Here is a 15,483-nt window from a genome sequence, read left to right on the forward strand (position 1 = left end):
CAACAGGGCTTCACACCGGACAAAGCAGGGGCAACATGAGCACCGTCAGCACCGTCAACGGCGGCATATCGTTCTGGTACGCGGGCCAAGGAACCCCCCTGGCCCGGGAGCCCCTGCCCGGCGACGCCACCGCCGACATCTGCATCGTCGGCGGCGGGTACACCGGGCTGTGGACCGCCTACTACCTCAAGAAGGCCGTCCCCTTCCTCAACATCACCGTCCTCGAAGCCAAGTTCTGCGGCTACGGCGCCTCCGGGCGCAACGGCGGCTGGCTCTACAACGGCATCGCGGGCCGCGACCGCTACGCGAAGCTCCACGGCCACGAAGCCGCCGTCCGGCTCCAGCGGGCGATGAACGAGACGGTCGACGAGGTCGTACGGGTGGCCGCCGAGGAGAACATCGACGCCGACATCCATCAGGGCGGCGTCCTCGAAGTCGCCTGCACACCCGCGCAGCTGGCCAGGCTCAAGGACTTCCACTCCGTCGAGATCGCCTTCGGCGAGACGGACCGCGTCCTGCGCGGCGCCCGTGAGACCTGCGAACGCGTCAACGTCACCGGAGCCGTCGGCTCCACCTGGACCCCGCACGGCGCCCGGCTCCACCCGGTCAAGCTCGTCCAGGGGCTCGCCGCGACCGTCGAGGCGCTCGGCGTCACCATCCACGAGTCGACGCCCGTCACCGAGATCAGGCCCAAGCACGCGCACACCCCGTACGGCACCGTCCGCGCCCCGTACATCCTGCGCTGCACCGAGGGCTTCACGGCGAACCTCAAGGGCCAGCGGCGCACCTGGCTCCCCATGAACTCCTCGATGATCGCCACCGAGCCGCTGCCCCAGTCGGTCTGGGACACCATCGGCTGGGAGGGCCGCGAGACCCTCGGCGACATGGCCCACGCCTACATGTACGCCCAGCGCACCGCCGACGACCGCATCGCGCTCGGCGGCCGCGGCGTCCCGTACCGCTTCGGCTCGGGTGCCGCCCACTTCAACGACACAGCCCGCACCCAGCCCGCCACCATCGAGGCCCTCCGCGACGTCCTGGTCCGCTTCTTCCCCGCCACCGCGGGGGCCAGGATCGACCACGCCTGGTCCGGCGTCCTCGGCGTCCCCCGCGACTGGTGCGCCACGGTCACCCTGGACCGTTCCACCGGGCTCGGCTGGGCGGGCGGCTACGTCGGCTCCGGCGTCGCCACCACCAATCTCGCCGCCCGCACCCTGCGCGACCTGATCCAGCAGGACTCCGGCCAGTCGGGCCCCACCGATCTGACCGCCCTCCCCTGGGTCGGCCACAAGGTCCGCCGCTGGGAGCCGGAGCCCTTCCGCTGGATCGGCGTCCACGGCATGTACGCCGCCTACCGCGCCGCCGACCGCCGCGAACTCACCTCGCCGCGCCCCGGCACGGACCCCATCGCGAAGGCCGCGGACCGGCTGGCCGGCCGGCACTGACCGCAACGACGAACGGGCACCCGCCACCGGGTGGTGGCGGATGCCCGTGGTTCGCCGCCACCTCGCAAGGCCCGGGCACCACGAACGGTGACTGGCGATGCGGCTCCCGCCCCGATAACTGAACAAACGTTCAGTACCCGCATGCATTGACACGGGCGATCCACACTCCAAATACTGACCACTCATTCAGTAAGGAGCCTGTGCAGTGCCTGGACACCCCATGCCGGAACCGCCCGCGACCACCCACGCCCGGCCACCACGAGACGGCCTCACCGGCGGGGAGGTCCTGGTACGGGCGCTCGCCGCGCACGGGGTGACCCAGGCCTTCGGCATCCCCGGCACCCACAACCTGGAGATCTACCGGCACCTGGCCACCCACGGCATCGGCCACCTCAACCCCCGCCACGAACAGGGCGCGGGCTACGCAGCCGACGCCTACGCCCGGGTCAGCGGCCGGCCCGGCGTGGCGATCACCACCACCGGCCCGGCCCTGCTGAACATCGCGGCCGCCGTCGGCCAGGCGTACTCCGACAGCGTCCCGCTGCTCGTCGTCTCACCCGGCATGCCACTGCGCCACCCACGGCAGTCGACCGGGCTGCTGCACGAGATGCGCAGCCAGACCGAGGCGCTGCGGGGCGTCGCGGCCGTCAGCCACCGGGTGTCCTCGGCCGAGGAGATCGGCGTGGCGGTCGCCCGCGCCTTCACCCTCTTCCGTACGCGGCGCCCCCGCCCCGTACACATCGAGATACCCCTGGACCTGCTCACCGCCGTGGAACCGGCCGGGCCCGTGCGGACCGCCCCGCCCCTCTCCCCCGCGACGGCGGATCCGGACGCGCTCGCGGCGGCGGCCGGGGCGCTGCGCTCGGCCGCCCGGCCCGGGATCGTGCTCGGCGGCGGGGCGCGCGGAGCCGCCGCCGAGTGCCTGCGACTGGCCGAGGAGCTGGGTGCCCCCGTGGTGACCTCGGCCAACGGCAAGGGGATCGTCGCGGAGACCCATCCGCTGTCGCTCGGTGTCTCCCTGCACAGCCGGTCCGTCCGGCGCTGGCTGACGGAGCGCGACGTGGTGCTCGCCGTCGGCACCGAACTCGCCGAGTCCGACCTGTGGGAACCCCTGCCCGCACTCGGCGGCACCCTCGTCCGGGCCGACATCGATCCGGCGCAGATGTACGCGGGTCCGCCCGCGGACATCCCCCTGGTGGGCGACGCCCGCCGCACCCTGCGCTCCCTCCTCGCCGCCTCCGCTGCCTCCGCTGCCTCCGCTGCCTCCGCCGAGGAAACGCACCCGGACGTCCACCGGGCCGTCGCCGCACTGCGCGAGGAGCGGAACTCCGAGACCCGGAGCCAGGACGCACACCTGCTGCCGTACCTGGCGGCCATCGAATCGGTGCTCCCCGCGAACGCGGTACTCACCTCCGACAGCGCCCAGTGCTGCTACTACGGCGCGATCCCGCACCTGCCCATCGCCCCCGAGGGCCGCTATCTGCACCCGACGGGCTTCGGCACGCTCGGCTACGCACTGCCCGCCGCCATCGGCGCCAAGGCCGCGGACCCCGCCCGGCCGGTCGTCGCACTCAGCGGCGACGGGGGCCTGCAGTTCTCCGTACAGGAGCTGGCCACCGCCGTACAGCTGCGGCTCCCGCTGCCCGTCGTGGTCTTCGACAACGGCGGCTACGGCGAGATCCGCGACGAGATGGCCTCACGCGGCGACCGCCCCACCGCGGTCGACCACCCGCCGGTCGACCTGCCCGCCCTGGCCCGCGCCTACGGCGGCCACGGCGTACGCGCCGACTCGCCCGAGGCTCTGGCCGGGGCCCTGCGCCGGGCTCTGGACACCCCGGGCCCCACCCTCATCACCGTCCCCCAGGAGCTGTCCCGATGACCACATCCCCCGCCACCCCCCTGATCTCCCTCACCTGGACCGACCAGGAGACCGGGCACCAGGGGCACCTGGTCATCGACCGTCTGGTGCGCGGCGTCTCCAGCGGCGGCCTGCGGATGCGCGCCGGCTGCACGCTGGAGGAAGTCACCGGCCTGGCCCGCGGCATGACGATGAAGGAGGTGCTGCACTACAACCCCCACAGCCGCTACATCCCGTTGGGCGGCGCCAAGGGCGGCATCGACTGCGACCCGCGCGACCCCGCCGCCTACGGTGTCCTGGTCCGCTACCTGCGCGCCGTACGCCCCTACATCGAACAGCTCTGGACCACCGGCGAGGACCTGGGCCTCACCCAGGACCTGGTCGACCGGGCCGCCGCCGAGGCGGGCCTGGTCTCCTCCGTCCAGGCGGTCTACCCCCTCCTCGACGACGAGGGGGCCGCCCGGCGGCGCCTCGCCGACGCGTTCGCCATCGACGTGGACGGCATCGGCCTGGACGAGCTGGTGGGCGGCTGCGGGGTCGCCGAATCGGTGCTCACCGCCCTGGACCGGGCCGGCGTCCCCCACCGGGACACCCGCGTCGCGGTGCAGGGCCTCGGCACCATGGGCGGCGCCACCGCCCGCTTCCTGGCCCGCGCCGGACTCCGCGTCGTCGCGGTCGCCGACATCAAGGGCACCGTCGCCAACCCCGCCGGCCTGGACATCGAGGCGCTGCTCGCCGCCCGCGACGGCCACGGCACCGTGGACCGCGCCGCGCTCCGCGCCGAGGACCGCGAACTGCCGGCCGACGCCTGGCTGACCGCCGACGCCGAGGTACTGGTCCCGGCCGCCGTCTCGTACGCCGTGGACACCACCAACCAGGCGGACATCACCGCCCGTTGGATCGTCGAGGCCGCCAACATGCCGGTGGTGCCCGAGGCGGAGGCCCTGCTGGCCGCCCGCGGCATCACCGTACTGCCGGACGTCGTCGTCAACTCCGGTACGAACGCCTGGTGGTGGTGGACCCTGTTCGGCGACATCGGCGCCGACGCCGACGAGGCCTTCGCGTACACCCGCCGGTCGATGCGCGCCCTGGTCGACCGGATCCTGACCCGCGCCGAGGCCGAGGGCAGCACCCCCCGAGCCGCCGCACACGCCCTGGCCGCGGACCGGCTGCCGGTCGTCGCGGAACGCTTCGGATCGTTCCGCTGACAGCCGGATTCACCCGGAACTCCGACATGTGAACACACACAAAAGAGCTTGCGGGGAATCAAGGGTTTCCGAACCCCAATTCCCCGCAAGCCCTTTCGATTCAGCGATTCCGTAAATCAGTGACTCACTGACTCAGCGGCTCACCGGCTCAGCGCGAATCCATCACTTGACGAGCCGAATGGAGTTGTACGGGGTGTAGTCGTAGTCCGCGTACGTGTTGGCCCGCTGATACCCGCCGCAGTTCGTGCCGGCGGCGTCATAGCAGTTGCGGGCGGTGGCACCGCCGGTCTGGTGGTTGTAGATCCTCTTGGTGCCGATCTGGTTGTAGATCTTGTGGACACCGTAGGTGTAGAAGATGTACGTGGGCTTGTCGTTGGCCCAGCTGCCGTTGGGGTAGAGGCAGACGGCGCCGGACGGACAGCCGTGGATCGTGGCCGCCGCCTCCGCCGCGGCTGCGTTCCCCCCGAGCGACAGCACCGACCCGGCGGCAACCACGGCGGCCGCCGCGACTGTCGTGACGATCTTGTTCCGAACCCTGCGCATACGAGGTTCCCCCTCTTTTTGTTTCCGGCACCGCGGACTTGGTCGGGACCGCGGCTCTCCTTCGTTTACTGCTCGTTTACGAGCTCCTCACATAATGGAAGCGAAATCCGCTGAGGGGCCAACAGTTTGCAGCACAAGGAAAACGTCCAGTTCATCACCGGGGGGACCGATGAGACTGCACATCCACTTCACCGCGGACGATTTGGCCCGGACCACGGTGGCCGCCCGCCCGGACGACATGTGGGAGCTGGTCAACAGCCTCCACATCCTCCAGAACCCACGCCCGCCCGCCGAGTACCGCCCCTGGCTCCGCCACGTCCGCACCCGGCTCGCCGGACGGGATCTCAGGGCCCTGATCCGGTACGTGACCACCCTCGTCCCCTGCAGAGGCGACTTCCCCGACTTCCTCACCCCGTCGGGCGCGGACAGCTTCAGCACCTCGCTCGACCTCATCCACACCACCCCGGCCGCCCGGCTCCGCGACGAACTCGCCACGCAGTTCCGCCGCCGCACCCCACCACCGTGGGTCCGCCGGCTCGCCGACGGCGACCCCTGCGCCCGGGGGGAACTCCGCTCCGCCCTCACCACGTACTTCCACGAGCTGCTCGCACCACAACTCCCGTTGATCGGCGAGACGTTCCACCTCGAACGCGCCCAGCACAGCCGGGACATCCTGGAGGGCGGCGTCGAACAGCTCCTGCACACCCTGCCGCCGTCGATCCGCTGGACGTCCCCGACCCTGACCGCCGAATACCCGCGCGACCGCGACCTGCACCTGGACGGCCGGGGCATCACCCTGGTCCCCTCCTTCTTCTGCACGAAGTCCCCGGTGACCCTGATCAACCCGGGCCTCCCCCCGGTCCTGGTCTACCCCGTCGCCCGCCGCCGCCCCCTGCCGGCCACGGCCCCCGAGGGCCTGGCCGACCTGCTGGGACGGACCCGCGCCCTGGTCCTCCAGGCCCTGACCCCACCCTGCTCGACCGGCGAGCTGGCCCTGCGCACCGGCGTCTCCATCGGCACCGCGAGCAAGCACGCCACGGTCCTGCGCAACGCGGGCCTCATCACCAGCACCCGCCGGGGCTGCCTGATGCTCCACGCCCTGACCCCCCTCGGCTGCGAACTGGCCCGCCGCAGCATCCGCTGAATGAAAGAACCCCAGCTCAGAGTGCCTCTGAGCTGGGGTTCCAGCGGAGCCCCCTGTCGGATTCGAACCGACGACCTACGCATTACAAGTGCGTTGCTCTGGCCAGCTGAGCTAAGGAGGCATGCCGGAGCAGTGTAACCAATACCGCACCCTGCGCGGTCCCAAAATTTCGCGCCCTTCGAACTACTGACAGATTCCAAATGGCCAGGTAGCGTCGCTGAAGGTTCGCTCAAGTGGACCAGACCACTCCCGCACTCGGATCGTCCGGCACGTTCCTGCCGGTGGAGGAGAAGATCCAGCATGGCCAGTGTCACGTTCGACAAGGCGTCCCGCGTCTACCCCGGCTCCACGAAGCCGGCCGTGGACCAGCTCGAGATCGACATCGCGGACGGTGAGTTCCTCGTCCTCGTCGGTCCTTCCGGTTGTGGCAAGTCGACCTCCCTGCGCATGCTCGCGGGTCTTGAGGACGTCAACGGCGGCGCGATCCGCATCGGTGACCGCGACGTCACGCACCTGCCCCCGAAGGACCGGGACATCGCCATGGTGTTCCAGAACTACGCGCTGTACCCGCACATGACCGTCGCGGACAACATGGGCTTCGCGCTCAAGATCGCCGGGGTCAACAAGACCGAGATCCGGGCGAAGGTCGAAGAGGCCGCCAAGATGCTGGACCTCACCGAGTACCTGGACCGCAAGCCGAAGGCGCTCTCCGGTGGTCAGCGTCAGCGTGTCGCGATGGGCCGTGCCATCGTGCGTGAGCCGCAGGTCTTCCTCATGGACGAGCCGCTGTCGAACCTCGACGCCAAGCTCCGTGTCTCCACCCGTACGCAGATCGCCTCGCTCCAGCGCCGCCTGGGCATCACGACCGTGTACGTCACCCACGACCAGGTCGAGGCCCTGACCATGGGTGACCGTGTCGCGGTCCTCAAGGACGGTCTGCTCCAGCAGGTCGACTCGCCGCGCAACATGTACGACAAGCCGGCGAACCTCTTCGTGGCCGGCTTCATCGGCTCCCCGGCCATGAACCTGGTCGAGGTCCCGATCACCGACGGCGGTGTGAAGTTCGGCAACAGCGTCGTCCCGGTCTCCCGCGAGGCGCTCTCCGCCGCCGCGGACCGTGGTGACACGACCGTCACGGTCGGCATCCGCCCGGAGCACTTCGACATCGTCGAGCACGGTGGCGCCGCCGCGAAGTCCCTCTCGAAGGACAGCGCCGACGCCCCGGCCGGTCTGGCCGTCTCGGTCAACGTCGTCGAGGAGCTCGGCGCCGACGGCTTCGTCTACGGCGCCGCCGAGGTCGGTGGCGAGCACAAGGACCTGGTCGTCCGCGTCGGCGGCCGTGCCGTCCCGGAGAAGGGCACCAAGCTGCACGTCGTGCCGCGCCCGGACGAGCTGCACGTCTTCGCGACGTCGACGGGTGAGCGTCTCACCGACTGACGCCCCCCGCGCACCCGCGCCACAACGGCCCCGCACGTTCCGCGTGCGGGGCCGTTCGCGCGCTGTGGGGCGTGATCGGGTTTGGCTCCGTACGGCGCCGGATTCCCCGGCACACCGGGCATTTCACCCCCGTTCGTCAACACCGGATTCGAAAAGCACCCTCGAACCATCCCCCTCAAGGGTGACGAAATGTCGCCATATCATTACCGCCCGCTACGCTCGCTGCGTGACCCACACTGCGCGCCGCATCGGCCGATCCCTCGCCTTCGTCCTGCCCGTCGTGATGGTCCTCTCCGGGACCCTCGCCGTCACCAGCGTGCCGTGGGCAGCGCACGACTCCGAGCCCCAGGTCCTGACCGCGTCGGCCCACGACATCTCCGAGCGCGCCAAGACGCGCACCCCGCAGGACGCCCTCCGCGACCGGCTGCTCCTGGAGCTCCGTGAGAAGGACCCGGGTGTCGCGCTCACCGACCTCCAGCGCTCCGTCGAGGGCCGCCCCTCGCTCGCCCGGCACTGCATGTCGATCGCCAGGGCACTGGGCCGCGCGGCCGTCGAGAAGTACGGCCCCACGCACGCCCACCGGTTCTCGCGCCCCGTCTGCGACACGTCCTTCGCCTCGGGCGTTGCCCGGTTCAGCTGACCGGCCGCTCCGGGCACCGCATATCGTGCCTGGCATGCATACGTTTCCGACGCAGGCCGTGGTCCTGGCGGGTGGCCAGGGATCGCGGCTGCGCCCGTACACCGACGACCGCCCCAAGCCGATGGTCGAGATCCCGGGCACCGGGACTCCGATCATCGGCCATCAGCTTTCCTGGCTGGCCGCCGAGGGCGTGACCGACGCCGTGGTGTCGTGCGGCCATCTGGCCGAGGTGCTGCAGGAGTGGCTGGACTCGGCGGTGCTGCCGCTGCGCGTGACGACCGTCGTGGAGTCGGAGCCGCTGGGCCGCGGCGGCGGGCTGAAGTACGCCGCCGCCCAGCTGCCCGACCCCGAGCAGCCCTGGTACGCCACCAACGGCGACATCTGGACGCGCTTCTCCCTGCGCGAGATGGCCGCGTTCCACGCCGAACGCGATGCGACCGCCACCCTGGCCCTGGCCCGTCCCCGTATCCCGTGGGGCGCCGTGGAGACGGACGCGTTCGGGCACATCACCGATTTCATCGAGTCGCCGCCCTCGCCGTATCTGATCAACGCCGGTGTCTACGTCTTCTCCCCGGAGTTCACGACGCTGCTGCCGGACCGGGGCGACCACGAGCGGACGACGTTCCCCCGGCTGGCCCGCGAGCGCAGGCTGGCCGGGTACCCGCTCCCGCACGGCGCGTACTGGCGGGCCATCGACACGGCGAAGGACCTCACCGAGGCCGCCAAGGAGCTCGACGGGCAGTAGCAGCAGGAGAGGCCCGGCGCATGGCGAAGGGGCGGTCACCGGTACGAATCCGGTGACCGCCCCTTCGCCGTGTGCCGGGGTCCGCGACGCTCAGCCGAGCAGGCCGCCGATGGGGTTCTGCCCGCCGCCGGACGTGCCCCCGGTGGAGTCGCCGCTGTCCGAGCCGCCGGTGGAACCGCCGCCCGTGCCGGTGGTGCCGGAGGAGGACGGGCCTGAGCTGCTGGACGGGGGCGGCTGCGGGGCCGTCTGCTGCGGGGTCTGCTGACCGGTGCCGGTGCCCTGGGTCTGGCTGGGCTGGCCGGCACCGGCCGCCTGGCCGGACTCACGGACGGTGCCCGCGGCGGGCGTGGACGGGGCGGTGGAGGGCGTCGTGGCGGCGCCGCTGCGGGACGGCGAGGGGCGCCGGCCCTCCGGCGTGTGCGAGGCCCGGCCGCCGTGGGACTCCTGCGGGAGTGGGGAGCCGGGGAGCTGGTTGGTCGGGTCGCCGTTCGGGCCGGGCACGGTGACGACCTCGGAGGAGCGGACCGCGCCGCCGAGCACGGAGCCCACGAGAAGGGTGAGACCGACGACGACGGAGGCGACGACGGCGCCCCGGCGCAGCACCCGGCGGCGCAGGTCCCAGATCGCCGAGCGCGGGCCGAGCCTGCGCCAGGCCTCACCGGCGAGCCGTCCGTCGACGGAGTAGACGGGCGCGCCCGCGATGATCAGCGGGCTCCAGGCGGCGAGGTAGATGATGTCTGGCGCGTCGTAGGCGGCGACGGTGCGCCAGCTCACGGTGAGCAGCAGGGCGGCGGACAGCAGCGCGCCGACCGAGGCGGCGACCCGCTGCCAGAGGCCGAGGACGGTGAGGACGCCGACGACGACCTGGAGGAAGGCGACGGTGAGTCCGGCGCCGACGGGGTGGGAGAGCGCGAAGTCGCGCAGCGGCTCGGCCAGCGCCCAGGGGTGCAGCGAGGTCAGCCACTTGACCATGGAGCCGCGGTCGCCGCCGTCGAAGTAGACGGGGTCGCAGAGCTTGCCCATGCCGGCGTAGATGGAGATGAAGCCGAGGAAGACCCGCAGGGGCAGCAGCACGACGCCGAGGTTCATCCGGCGGCCGGGGTAGTACGCGTGCCGTACGGAGTCGCTGCCCCGGCGCCCGCTCCGGGCCCCGGTCTCCTCGTCGAACTCGTCCTCGTCGTACGCGTCCTGTGCGTACGGGGCGCCGTCGGCGGTGTCGTAGGCGCCGACCGCCTGGCGCATGGGCGGCAGCAGCGGTCCGTTGCCGTAGCGGCCCGGCTGGTGGGGGGCGGTGACGACGGGGTTGGGCTGGGTCTCTTCGAGGACGTCGATGAGCTGGGTGCTGCCCGTGCCGAATCCGCCGTCGAGCTCCGGGGCGGCGTAGGGGCCGTGGGCGTCGTACCCGGTGGCCGGACGGCCCGCGGTGGAGTTCCGTACGGCCTGGAGGAGCCCGGTGGCGCCGGGGTCGCCGGGGGCGGACCTGCCGCTCCACACGACGGGCGAGCGCCTGCCGCGCGCCGCTCCTGCGCCGCTCATGGCGGGGATCCTGGGTGCGCCGGCGGGGGCCAGACCGCGCAGCCGCGGGCGCTGGCCGGGGGCTAGCTGCACCCGGAAGCTGGCGTGGTTGACGATGACCTGCGCAGGGTCGCAGTCCACCTTGGCCATGCTCAGGGCTGGTTGTTCGTCGAACCGAGGCGTTCTGGTGTCCACACTCATCTAACCGAGTGATGTGTGATTAGGACACTGCCTTGACGGGCCCGATGTGTCCGAGGCCCGTCAATGCGGTCCGGCGGGGGGCGTCAGGGCCCTGTCCGCCGGACATGCCCTGGTCGGCCGCCCCCGGCCGGGTGGACTTCAGGCCCGGCGCCGCGCGACCTCGTACAGGACGATCCCGGCCGCGACACCCGCGTTCAGCGACTCCGCGCCGCCCGGCATCGAGATGCGGACCCGGTAGTCGCAGGTCTCGCCGACGAGGCGGCCGAGGCCCTTGCCCTCGCTGCCGATGACGATGACGACGGGCCCGGCGAGCTCCTCCAGGTCCTCGACGGTGTGCTCGCCGTCGGCGGCGAGGCCGACGACCGTGAGGCCGGCCTTCTGGTAGCCCTCCAGGGCGCGGGTCAGGTTCGTCACCCGGGAGACCGGCGTACGGGCCGCCGTGCCCGCCGAGGACTTCCAGGCGCCCGCCGTCATCCCGGCCGCGCGCCGCTCGGGCACGACCACGCCGTGGCCGCCGAAGGCGGAGACGGAGCGGACGATCGCGCCCAGGTTGCGCGGGTCGGTGACGCCGTCGAGGGCGACGATGAGGGGGTCCTCGCCGTTGTCGTACGCGGCGGCGGTGAGGTCCTCCGGGTGCGCGTACTCGTACGGCGGGACCTGGAGGACGAGGCCCTGGTGGTTCAGGCCGTTCGTCATCCGGTCGAGCTCGGGGCGCGGGGCCTCCATCAGGTTGATGTTGCCGCGCGCACCGGCGAGCTGGAGCGCCTCGCGGACCCGCTCGTCGTTGTCGATGTACTGCTGGACGTACAGGGTCGTCGCGGGGACGCCGTCGCGCAGGGCCTCGTAGACGGGGTTGCGGCCGACGACCATCTCGGACGTGCCCTTGACGCCGCCGCGCCGGGGGGCGGGGCGGCGGGCCGCGGCCTGCTTGGCCTGGGCGTTGGCGACACGGTTCTTCTTGTGTCCCTTGCGGGCGGAGGCGGGCGGCGTCGGGCCCTTGCCTTCGAGGCCACGGCGTCGCTGCCCACCGCTGCCGACCTGCGCGCCCTTCTTGTTGGACGTGCGGCGGTTCCTGCGCTGGCTGTTCCCGGCCATGACCTACCTGTTTCGTTGCTTCTCAGACATGCGTACGTAAGTGAAGTGTGCCGCCCGGAACGCCGGGCGGCACATGGTGGGGACTACTGGCGCGGGCCGAGTGTCCACCGCGGTCCGGTGGGGCTGTCCTCGATGACGAGTCCGGACTGGTTGAGCTGGTCGCGGATGGCGTCGGCGGCGGGCCAGTCCTTGCGCTCGCGGGCCGACTGGCGCTGGTCGAGCACGAGGCGTACGAGCGTGTCGACGACGCCGTGCAGATCGTCGCCGCGGTCGCTCTCGCCCGCCCAGTGCTCGTCGAGCGGGTCGAGGCCGAGGACGCCGAGCATCGCGCGGACCTCCGCGAGCCGGGCGACCGCGGCTTCCTTGTCGTCGGCGGCCAGGGCGGAGTTGCCCTGGCGGACCGTGGTGTGGACGATCGCGAGCGCCTGCGGGACGCCCAGGTCGTCGTCCATCGCCTCGGCGAAGGCCGGCGGCACCTCGGTGGCGGGCTCGACCGTCTCGCCCGCCTTCTCGGTGACGCGCTGCACGAAGCCCTCGATCCGCGCGAACGCGGACTCGGCCTCGCGCAGGGCCTCCTCGCTGTACTCGATCATCGACCGGTAGTGCGGGGTGCCGAGGTAGTAGCGCAGCACGATCGGGCGCCAGGCCTTGACCATCTCGCTGACCAGCACGGAGTTGCCCAGCGACTTCGACATCTTCTCGCCGGACATGGTGACCCAGCCGTTGTGCACCCAGTACTTCGCGAACTCGTCGCCGTACGCCTTGGCCTGGGCGATCTCGTTCTCGTGGTGCGGGAAGATCAGGTCGATGCCGCCGCCGTGGATGTCGAAGGCGGTGCCGAGGTACTTGTGCGCCATGGCGGAGCACTCCAGGTGCCAGCCGGGGCGGCCGCGGCCCCAGGGGGTCTCCCAGCTGGGCTCGCCCGGCCTGGTCGCCTTCCACATCGCGAAGTCGCGCTGGTCGCGCTTGCCGGTCTCGCCCTCGCCGGACGGCTGGCGCAGATCGTCCAGGTCCTGGTTGGAGAGCTCCAGGTAGCCGGGGAACGAGCGCACGTCGAAGTAGACGTTGCCGTCGGCCGCGTAGGCATGACCGCGCTCGATCAGGCCGCGCATCATCTCGATCATCTCGGGGACGTGGCCGGTGGCGCGGGGCTCGTAGGTGACCGGGAGGCAGCCGAGCGCGTCGTAGCCGGCGTTGAACGCCCGCTCGTTCTCGTACCCGATGGCCGACCAGGGGCGGCCCTGTTCCGCCGACTTCGCGATGATCTTGTCGTCGATGTCGGTGACGTTCCGGATGAACGTGACGTCGTAGCCGCGGTACTCGAACCAGCGGCGCATGATGTCGAAGTTCAGCCCGGACCGGATGTGCCCGATGTGCGGGGCGGCCTGGACGGTCGCGCCACAGAGGTAGATCGAGACACAGCCCGCTGCGAGCGGTACGAAGTCACGGATCTGCCGGGCGCTGGTGTCGTACAGGCGAATAGTCACGCCTCAAGGGTAGTGGGCGCGCACCAGTGCCCCGCGACCCCTTGGGGAATCGCGGGGACGAGTTCGTGACGGCGAGGGCGTCTCAAATGCGTCCGACGACCTTGCGCGGGGTGATCCGGACGACCACCCGCTCGGCGTCGTCGGCGGCGGCCGAGGGGTTGAACTCCGCGAACTTCTTGCCGGTGTACTTCAGGGACAGCTCGTCCATGAGCTCCTCGGCGCCCTCCGTGGTCAGGGCGGCGGTGCCGCGGATCTCGGCGTAGGTGTACGGGGCGGCGAAGGGCTGCACGACGACGGAGACCCGCGGGTCGCGGCTCAGGTTCTGCTCCTTGCGGCGGCCCACCGCCGTCGAGATGAGCACGTCGTCGCCGTCGCGCTTGACCCAGACCGGGGAGGCCTGGGGGCTGCCGTCGGGCTGGATGGTGACGACAGTGACGAAGACGGGGCTGTCGAGGAGCGCCTTGAGTTCTGTGGAGAGTGCGGCGGGCATGGCGTACGTCCTCCAGTGGGATCGGTGGTGCCTCTACCCGTACCCCAACCCCGTTTCACCGCTCCCGCTTCCCGGTCCGGCCCACCGGAAGGGTCAGGGCCGTGCCGGGGTCAGCCGGTGCGGTAGACCAGCGCGGTCGCGATCCCGGTGAGGCCCTCGCCCCGCCCGGTGAAGCCGAGCCCGTCGGAAGTGGCGGCGGAGAGCGAGACGGGCGCCCCCACGGCGGCCGACAGCACCTTCTGCGCCTCGTCCCGCCGCTTGCCGATCTTCGGCCGTACGCCGACGACCTGGACGGCGACATTGCCGATCTCGAAGCCCTCGGCCCGCACGATCCGCGCCGCCTCGGTCAGCAGCGTCACACCGGCGGCGCCGGACCACTCGGGCCGCCCGGTGCCGAAGTGCTGCCCCAGGTCGCCGAGCCCGGCGGCCGAGAAGAGCGCGTTGCACGCGGCGTGCGCGACGACATCGGCGTCCGAGTGCCCGGCCAGGCCGGGCCCCTCGCCCTCCCAGAGCAGCCCCGCGCACCACAGCTCGCGGCCCTCCTCGAAGGCGTGGATGTCGGTGCCGATCCCGACCTGCGGGATCACGGGCCCGGTCCGTTCCTCAGAAGCCATCGTTCGCCCTCCTGCGTGCGAGTACCGCCTCGGCCAGCACCAGATCCAGCGGCCGGGTCACCTTGAACGCCTCTTCGTGCCCGGGTACGACCACGACGGGCGCCCCGAGCTGCTCCACCATGCCCGCGTCGTCCGTCGCGCCCTCACCGCTGACGGCAACGGCGGCGTGCGCCCGTACGAGCGTGTCGCGGTCGAAGCCCTGCGGGGTCTGCACGGCGCGCAGCCTGGCCCGCACGGGCGTCCCGAGCACCGGCTCCGGCTCCCCCGGCACACCGGGCTCGACCTCCTTGACGGTGTCGGCCAGCGGCAGCGCGGGGACGACGGCGGGCGCCCCGTCGCGCACCGCCTCGATCACCGCGTCCACCGTGTCGACCGGCACCAGCGGGCGCGCCGCGTCATGGACGAGGACGGCGGAGATGCCTTCCGGCAGCGCGTCGAGGCCGAGCCGCACGGACTCCTGGCGGGTGTCGCCGCCGGGCACGACGAGGTAGTCGGTGCGCTCGGGCAGGGCGTGCTCGTCGAGCAGGTTCTTGACCTCGGGGGCGCCGTCCGGCGGCGCGACGACGACGACCAGGGAGACGGAACGGGACGCCGCCATGGCCCGGACCGCGTGGATGAGCATGGGCGTCCCGCTCAGCGAGCGGAGCGCCTTGGGGGCGCCCGGACCGAGCCGTACGCCTCGGCCGGCTGCGGGAATCACGGCGGCGGTGCGGTACGGACGCGATTGATCAGACATCGGTTGCACTCCGAAGCTTCGGCATGTTTGTTTCCACAGCCGACATGGGTATGGCCACAAGCGAGCCGGGCGCCACGCCCTGACTCGACCGGGCCCTTTCCGTGACACCCGGTCGATTCGGACAAGCCGCACCGGTCGCTCGGGATCGGCTACACAAGATCGCGAGCAACGTATCGGGGGTATCACCGATGAGGCCAACGCATCGGTGAGTCGAGACGTAATCCGGACAGGCCGCGTCAGAAATGAGACACGCCGCGGCCTGATTCAGACATGCCGCGGCGCCCGACGACATACCGTGAATACGGTTGTCAGCGGGCACCGCGGC

The 15,483-nt window shown here is 71.7% G+C and carries 14 protein-coding genes and 1 tRNA gene; 7 read left to right on the forward strand and 8 right to left on the reverse strand.

The window, feature by feature from the left end; translation table 11 throughout:
* Window positions 1–35 precede the first annotated feature (35 nt).
* The 3 genes from BT364_RS27625 to BT364_RS27635 all read left to right on the forward strand — a co-directional run bounded on the left by BT364_RS27625 (window position 36) and on the right by BT364_RS27635 (window position 4,511).
* Window positions 36–1,445, forward strand: a complete 1,410-nt coding sequence (locus BT364_RS27625) for an NAD(P)/FAD-dependent oxidoreductase (protein WP_072487950.1) — start codon at window positions 36–38, stop codon at window positions 1,443–1,445.
* 205 nt (window positions 1,446–1,650) lie between these two features.
* Window positions 1,651–3,324, forward strand: a complete 1,674-nt coding sequence (locus tag BT364_RS27630) for a 5-guanidino-2-oxopentanoate decarboxylase (protein ID WP_256260244.1) — start codon at window positions 1,651–1,653, stop codon at window positions 3,322–3,324.
* Window positions 3,321–4,511, forward strand: a complete 1,191-nt coding sequence (locus BT364_RS27635) for a Glu/Leu/Phe/Val dehydrogenase dimerization domain-containing protein (RefSeq protein ID WP_072487952.1) — start codon at window positions 3,321–3,323, stop codon at window positions 4,509–4,511. Before BT364_RS27630 ends, BT364_RS27635 begins: the two co-directional genes overlap by 4 nt.
* A gap of 162 nt (window positions 4,512–4,673) precedes the next feature.
* Here the strand turns inward: BT364_RS27635 and BT364_RS27640 are convergent, their stop codons facing one another.
* A complete protein-coding gene (locus BT364_RS27640; protein WP_072487953.1) occupies window positions 4,674–5,054 on the reverse strand; it encodes a hypothetical protein in 381 nt (126 codons plus the stop codon).
* Between the two features lie 169 nt (window positions 5,055–5,223).
* On the opposite strand from BT364_RS27640, the gene BT364_RS27645 reads away from it, so the two are divergent.
* Window positions 5,224–6,198, forward strand: coding sequence for an ArsR/SmtB family transcription factor (locus BT364_RS27645; protein ID WP_072487954.1), 975 nt, complete (start codon window positions 5,224–5,226; stop codon window positions 6,196–6,198).
* 47 nt (window positions 6,199–6,245) lie between these two features.
* On the opposite strand, the gene BT364_RS27650 is transcribed toward BT364_RS27645, so the two are convergent.
* A tRNA-Thr gene (locus BT364_RS27650) sits at window positions 6,246–6,319 on the reverse strand.
* 179 nt (window positions 6,320–6,498) lie between these two features.
* Between BT364_RS27650 and BT364_RS27655 the strand changes: the two genes are divergently transcribed.
* From BT364_RS27655 to BT364_RS27665, 3 genes are all read left to right on the forward strand, one after another.
* Complete coding sequence (locus BT364_RS27655; RefSeq protein WP_072487955.1) at window positions 6,499–7,635, forward strand: ABC transporter ATP-binding protein; 1,137 nt, start codon at window positions 6,499–6,501, stop codon at window positions 7,633–7,635.
* A gap of 226 nt (window positions 7,636–7,861) precedes the next feature.
* Complete coding sequence (locus BT364_RS27660) at window positions 7,862–8,275, forward strand: hypothetical protein (RefSeq protein WP_072487956.1); 414 nt, start codon at window positions 7,862–7,864, stop codon at window positions 8,273–8,275.
* A 34-nt stretch (window positions 8,276–8,309) separates the two neighbouring features.
* Window positions 8,310–9,020, forward strand: a complete 711-nt coding sequence (locus BT364_RS27665; RefSeq protein WP_072487957.1) for a nucleotidyltransferase family protein — start codon at window positions 8,310–8,312, stop codon at window positions 9,018–9,020.
* 90 nt (window positions 9,021–9,110) lie between these two features.
* On the opposite strand, the gene BT364_RS27670 is transcribed toward BT364_RS27665, so the two are convergent.
* The 6 genes from BT364_RS27670 to ispD form a co-directional block, all read right to left on the reverse strand.
* A complete protein-coding gene (locus BT364_RS27670; RefSeq protein WP_256260245.1) occupies window positions 9,111–10,736 on the reverse strand; it encodes a DoxX family membrane protein in 1,626 nt (541 codons plus the stop codon).
* 138 nt (window positions 10,737–10,874) lie between these two features.
* Window positions 10,875–11,831, reverse strand: coding sequence for a 23S rRNA (guanosine(2251)-2'-O)-methyltransferase RlmB (rlmB, locus tag BT364_RS27675; RefSeq protein ID WP_072487959.1), 957 nt, complete (start codon window positions 11,829–11,831; stop codon window positions 10,875–10,877).
* Window positions 11,832–11,914: 83 nt separating this feature from the next.
* Window positions 11,915–13,318: a cysteine--tRNA ligase gene (gene cysS, locus BT364_RS27680; RefSeq protein ID WP_072487960.1), complete on the reverse strand. Its 1,404-nt coding sequence runs from the start codon at window positions 13,316–13,318 to the stop codon at window positions 11,915–11,917.
* 82 nt (window positions 13,319–13,400) lie between these two features.
* Entirely contained in the window at window positions 13,401–13,808 is a 408-nt protein-coding gene (locus BT364_RS27685) for a PPOX class F420-dependent oxidoreductase (RefSeq protein ID WP_072487961.1), read from the reverse strand.
* 110 nt (window positions 13,809–13,918) lie between these two features.
* Window positions 13,919–14,422 carry a 2-C-methyl-D-erythritol 2,4-cyclodiphosphate synthase gene (gene ispF, locus BT364_RS27690; RefSeq protein ID WP_072487962.1) on the reverse strand — a complete coding sequence of 168 codons (504 nt, stop codon included), beginning with the start codon at window positions 14,420–14,422 and terminating at the stop codon, window positions 13,919–13,921.
* Complete coding sequence (gene ispD, locus BT364_RS27695) at window positions 14,412–15,158, reverse strand: 2-C-methyl-D-erythritol 4-phosphate cytidylyltransferase (protein WP_072487963.1); 747 nt, start codon at window positions 15,156–15,158, stop codon at window positions 14,412–14,414. The genes ispF and ispD overlap by 11 nt, the downstream gene beginning before the upstream one ends.
* Window positions 15,159–15,483: the final 325 nt, after the last annotated feature.

The sequence above is a fragment of the Streptomyces atratus genome (genome assembly GCF_900119365.1).
In the GTDB taxonomy this organism is placed as follows: domain Bacteria; phylum Actinomycetota; class Actinomycetes; order Streptomycetales; family Streptomycetaceae; genus Streptomyces; species Streptomyces atratus_B.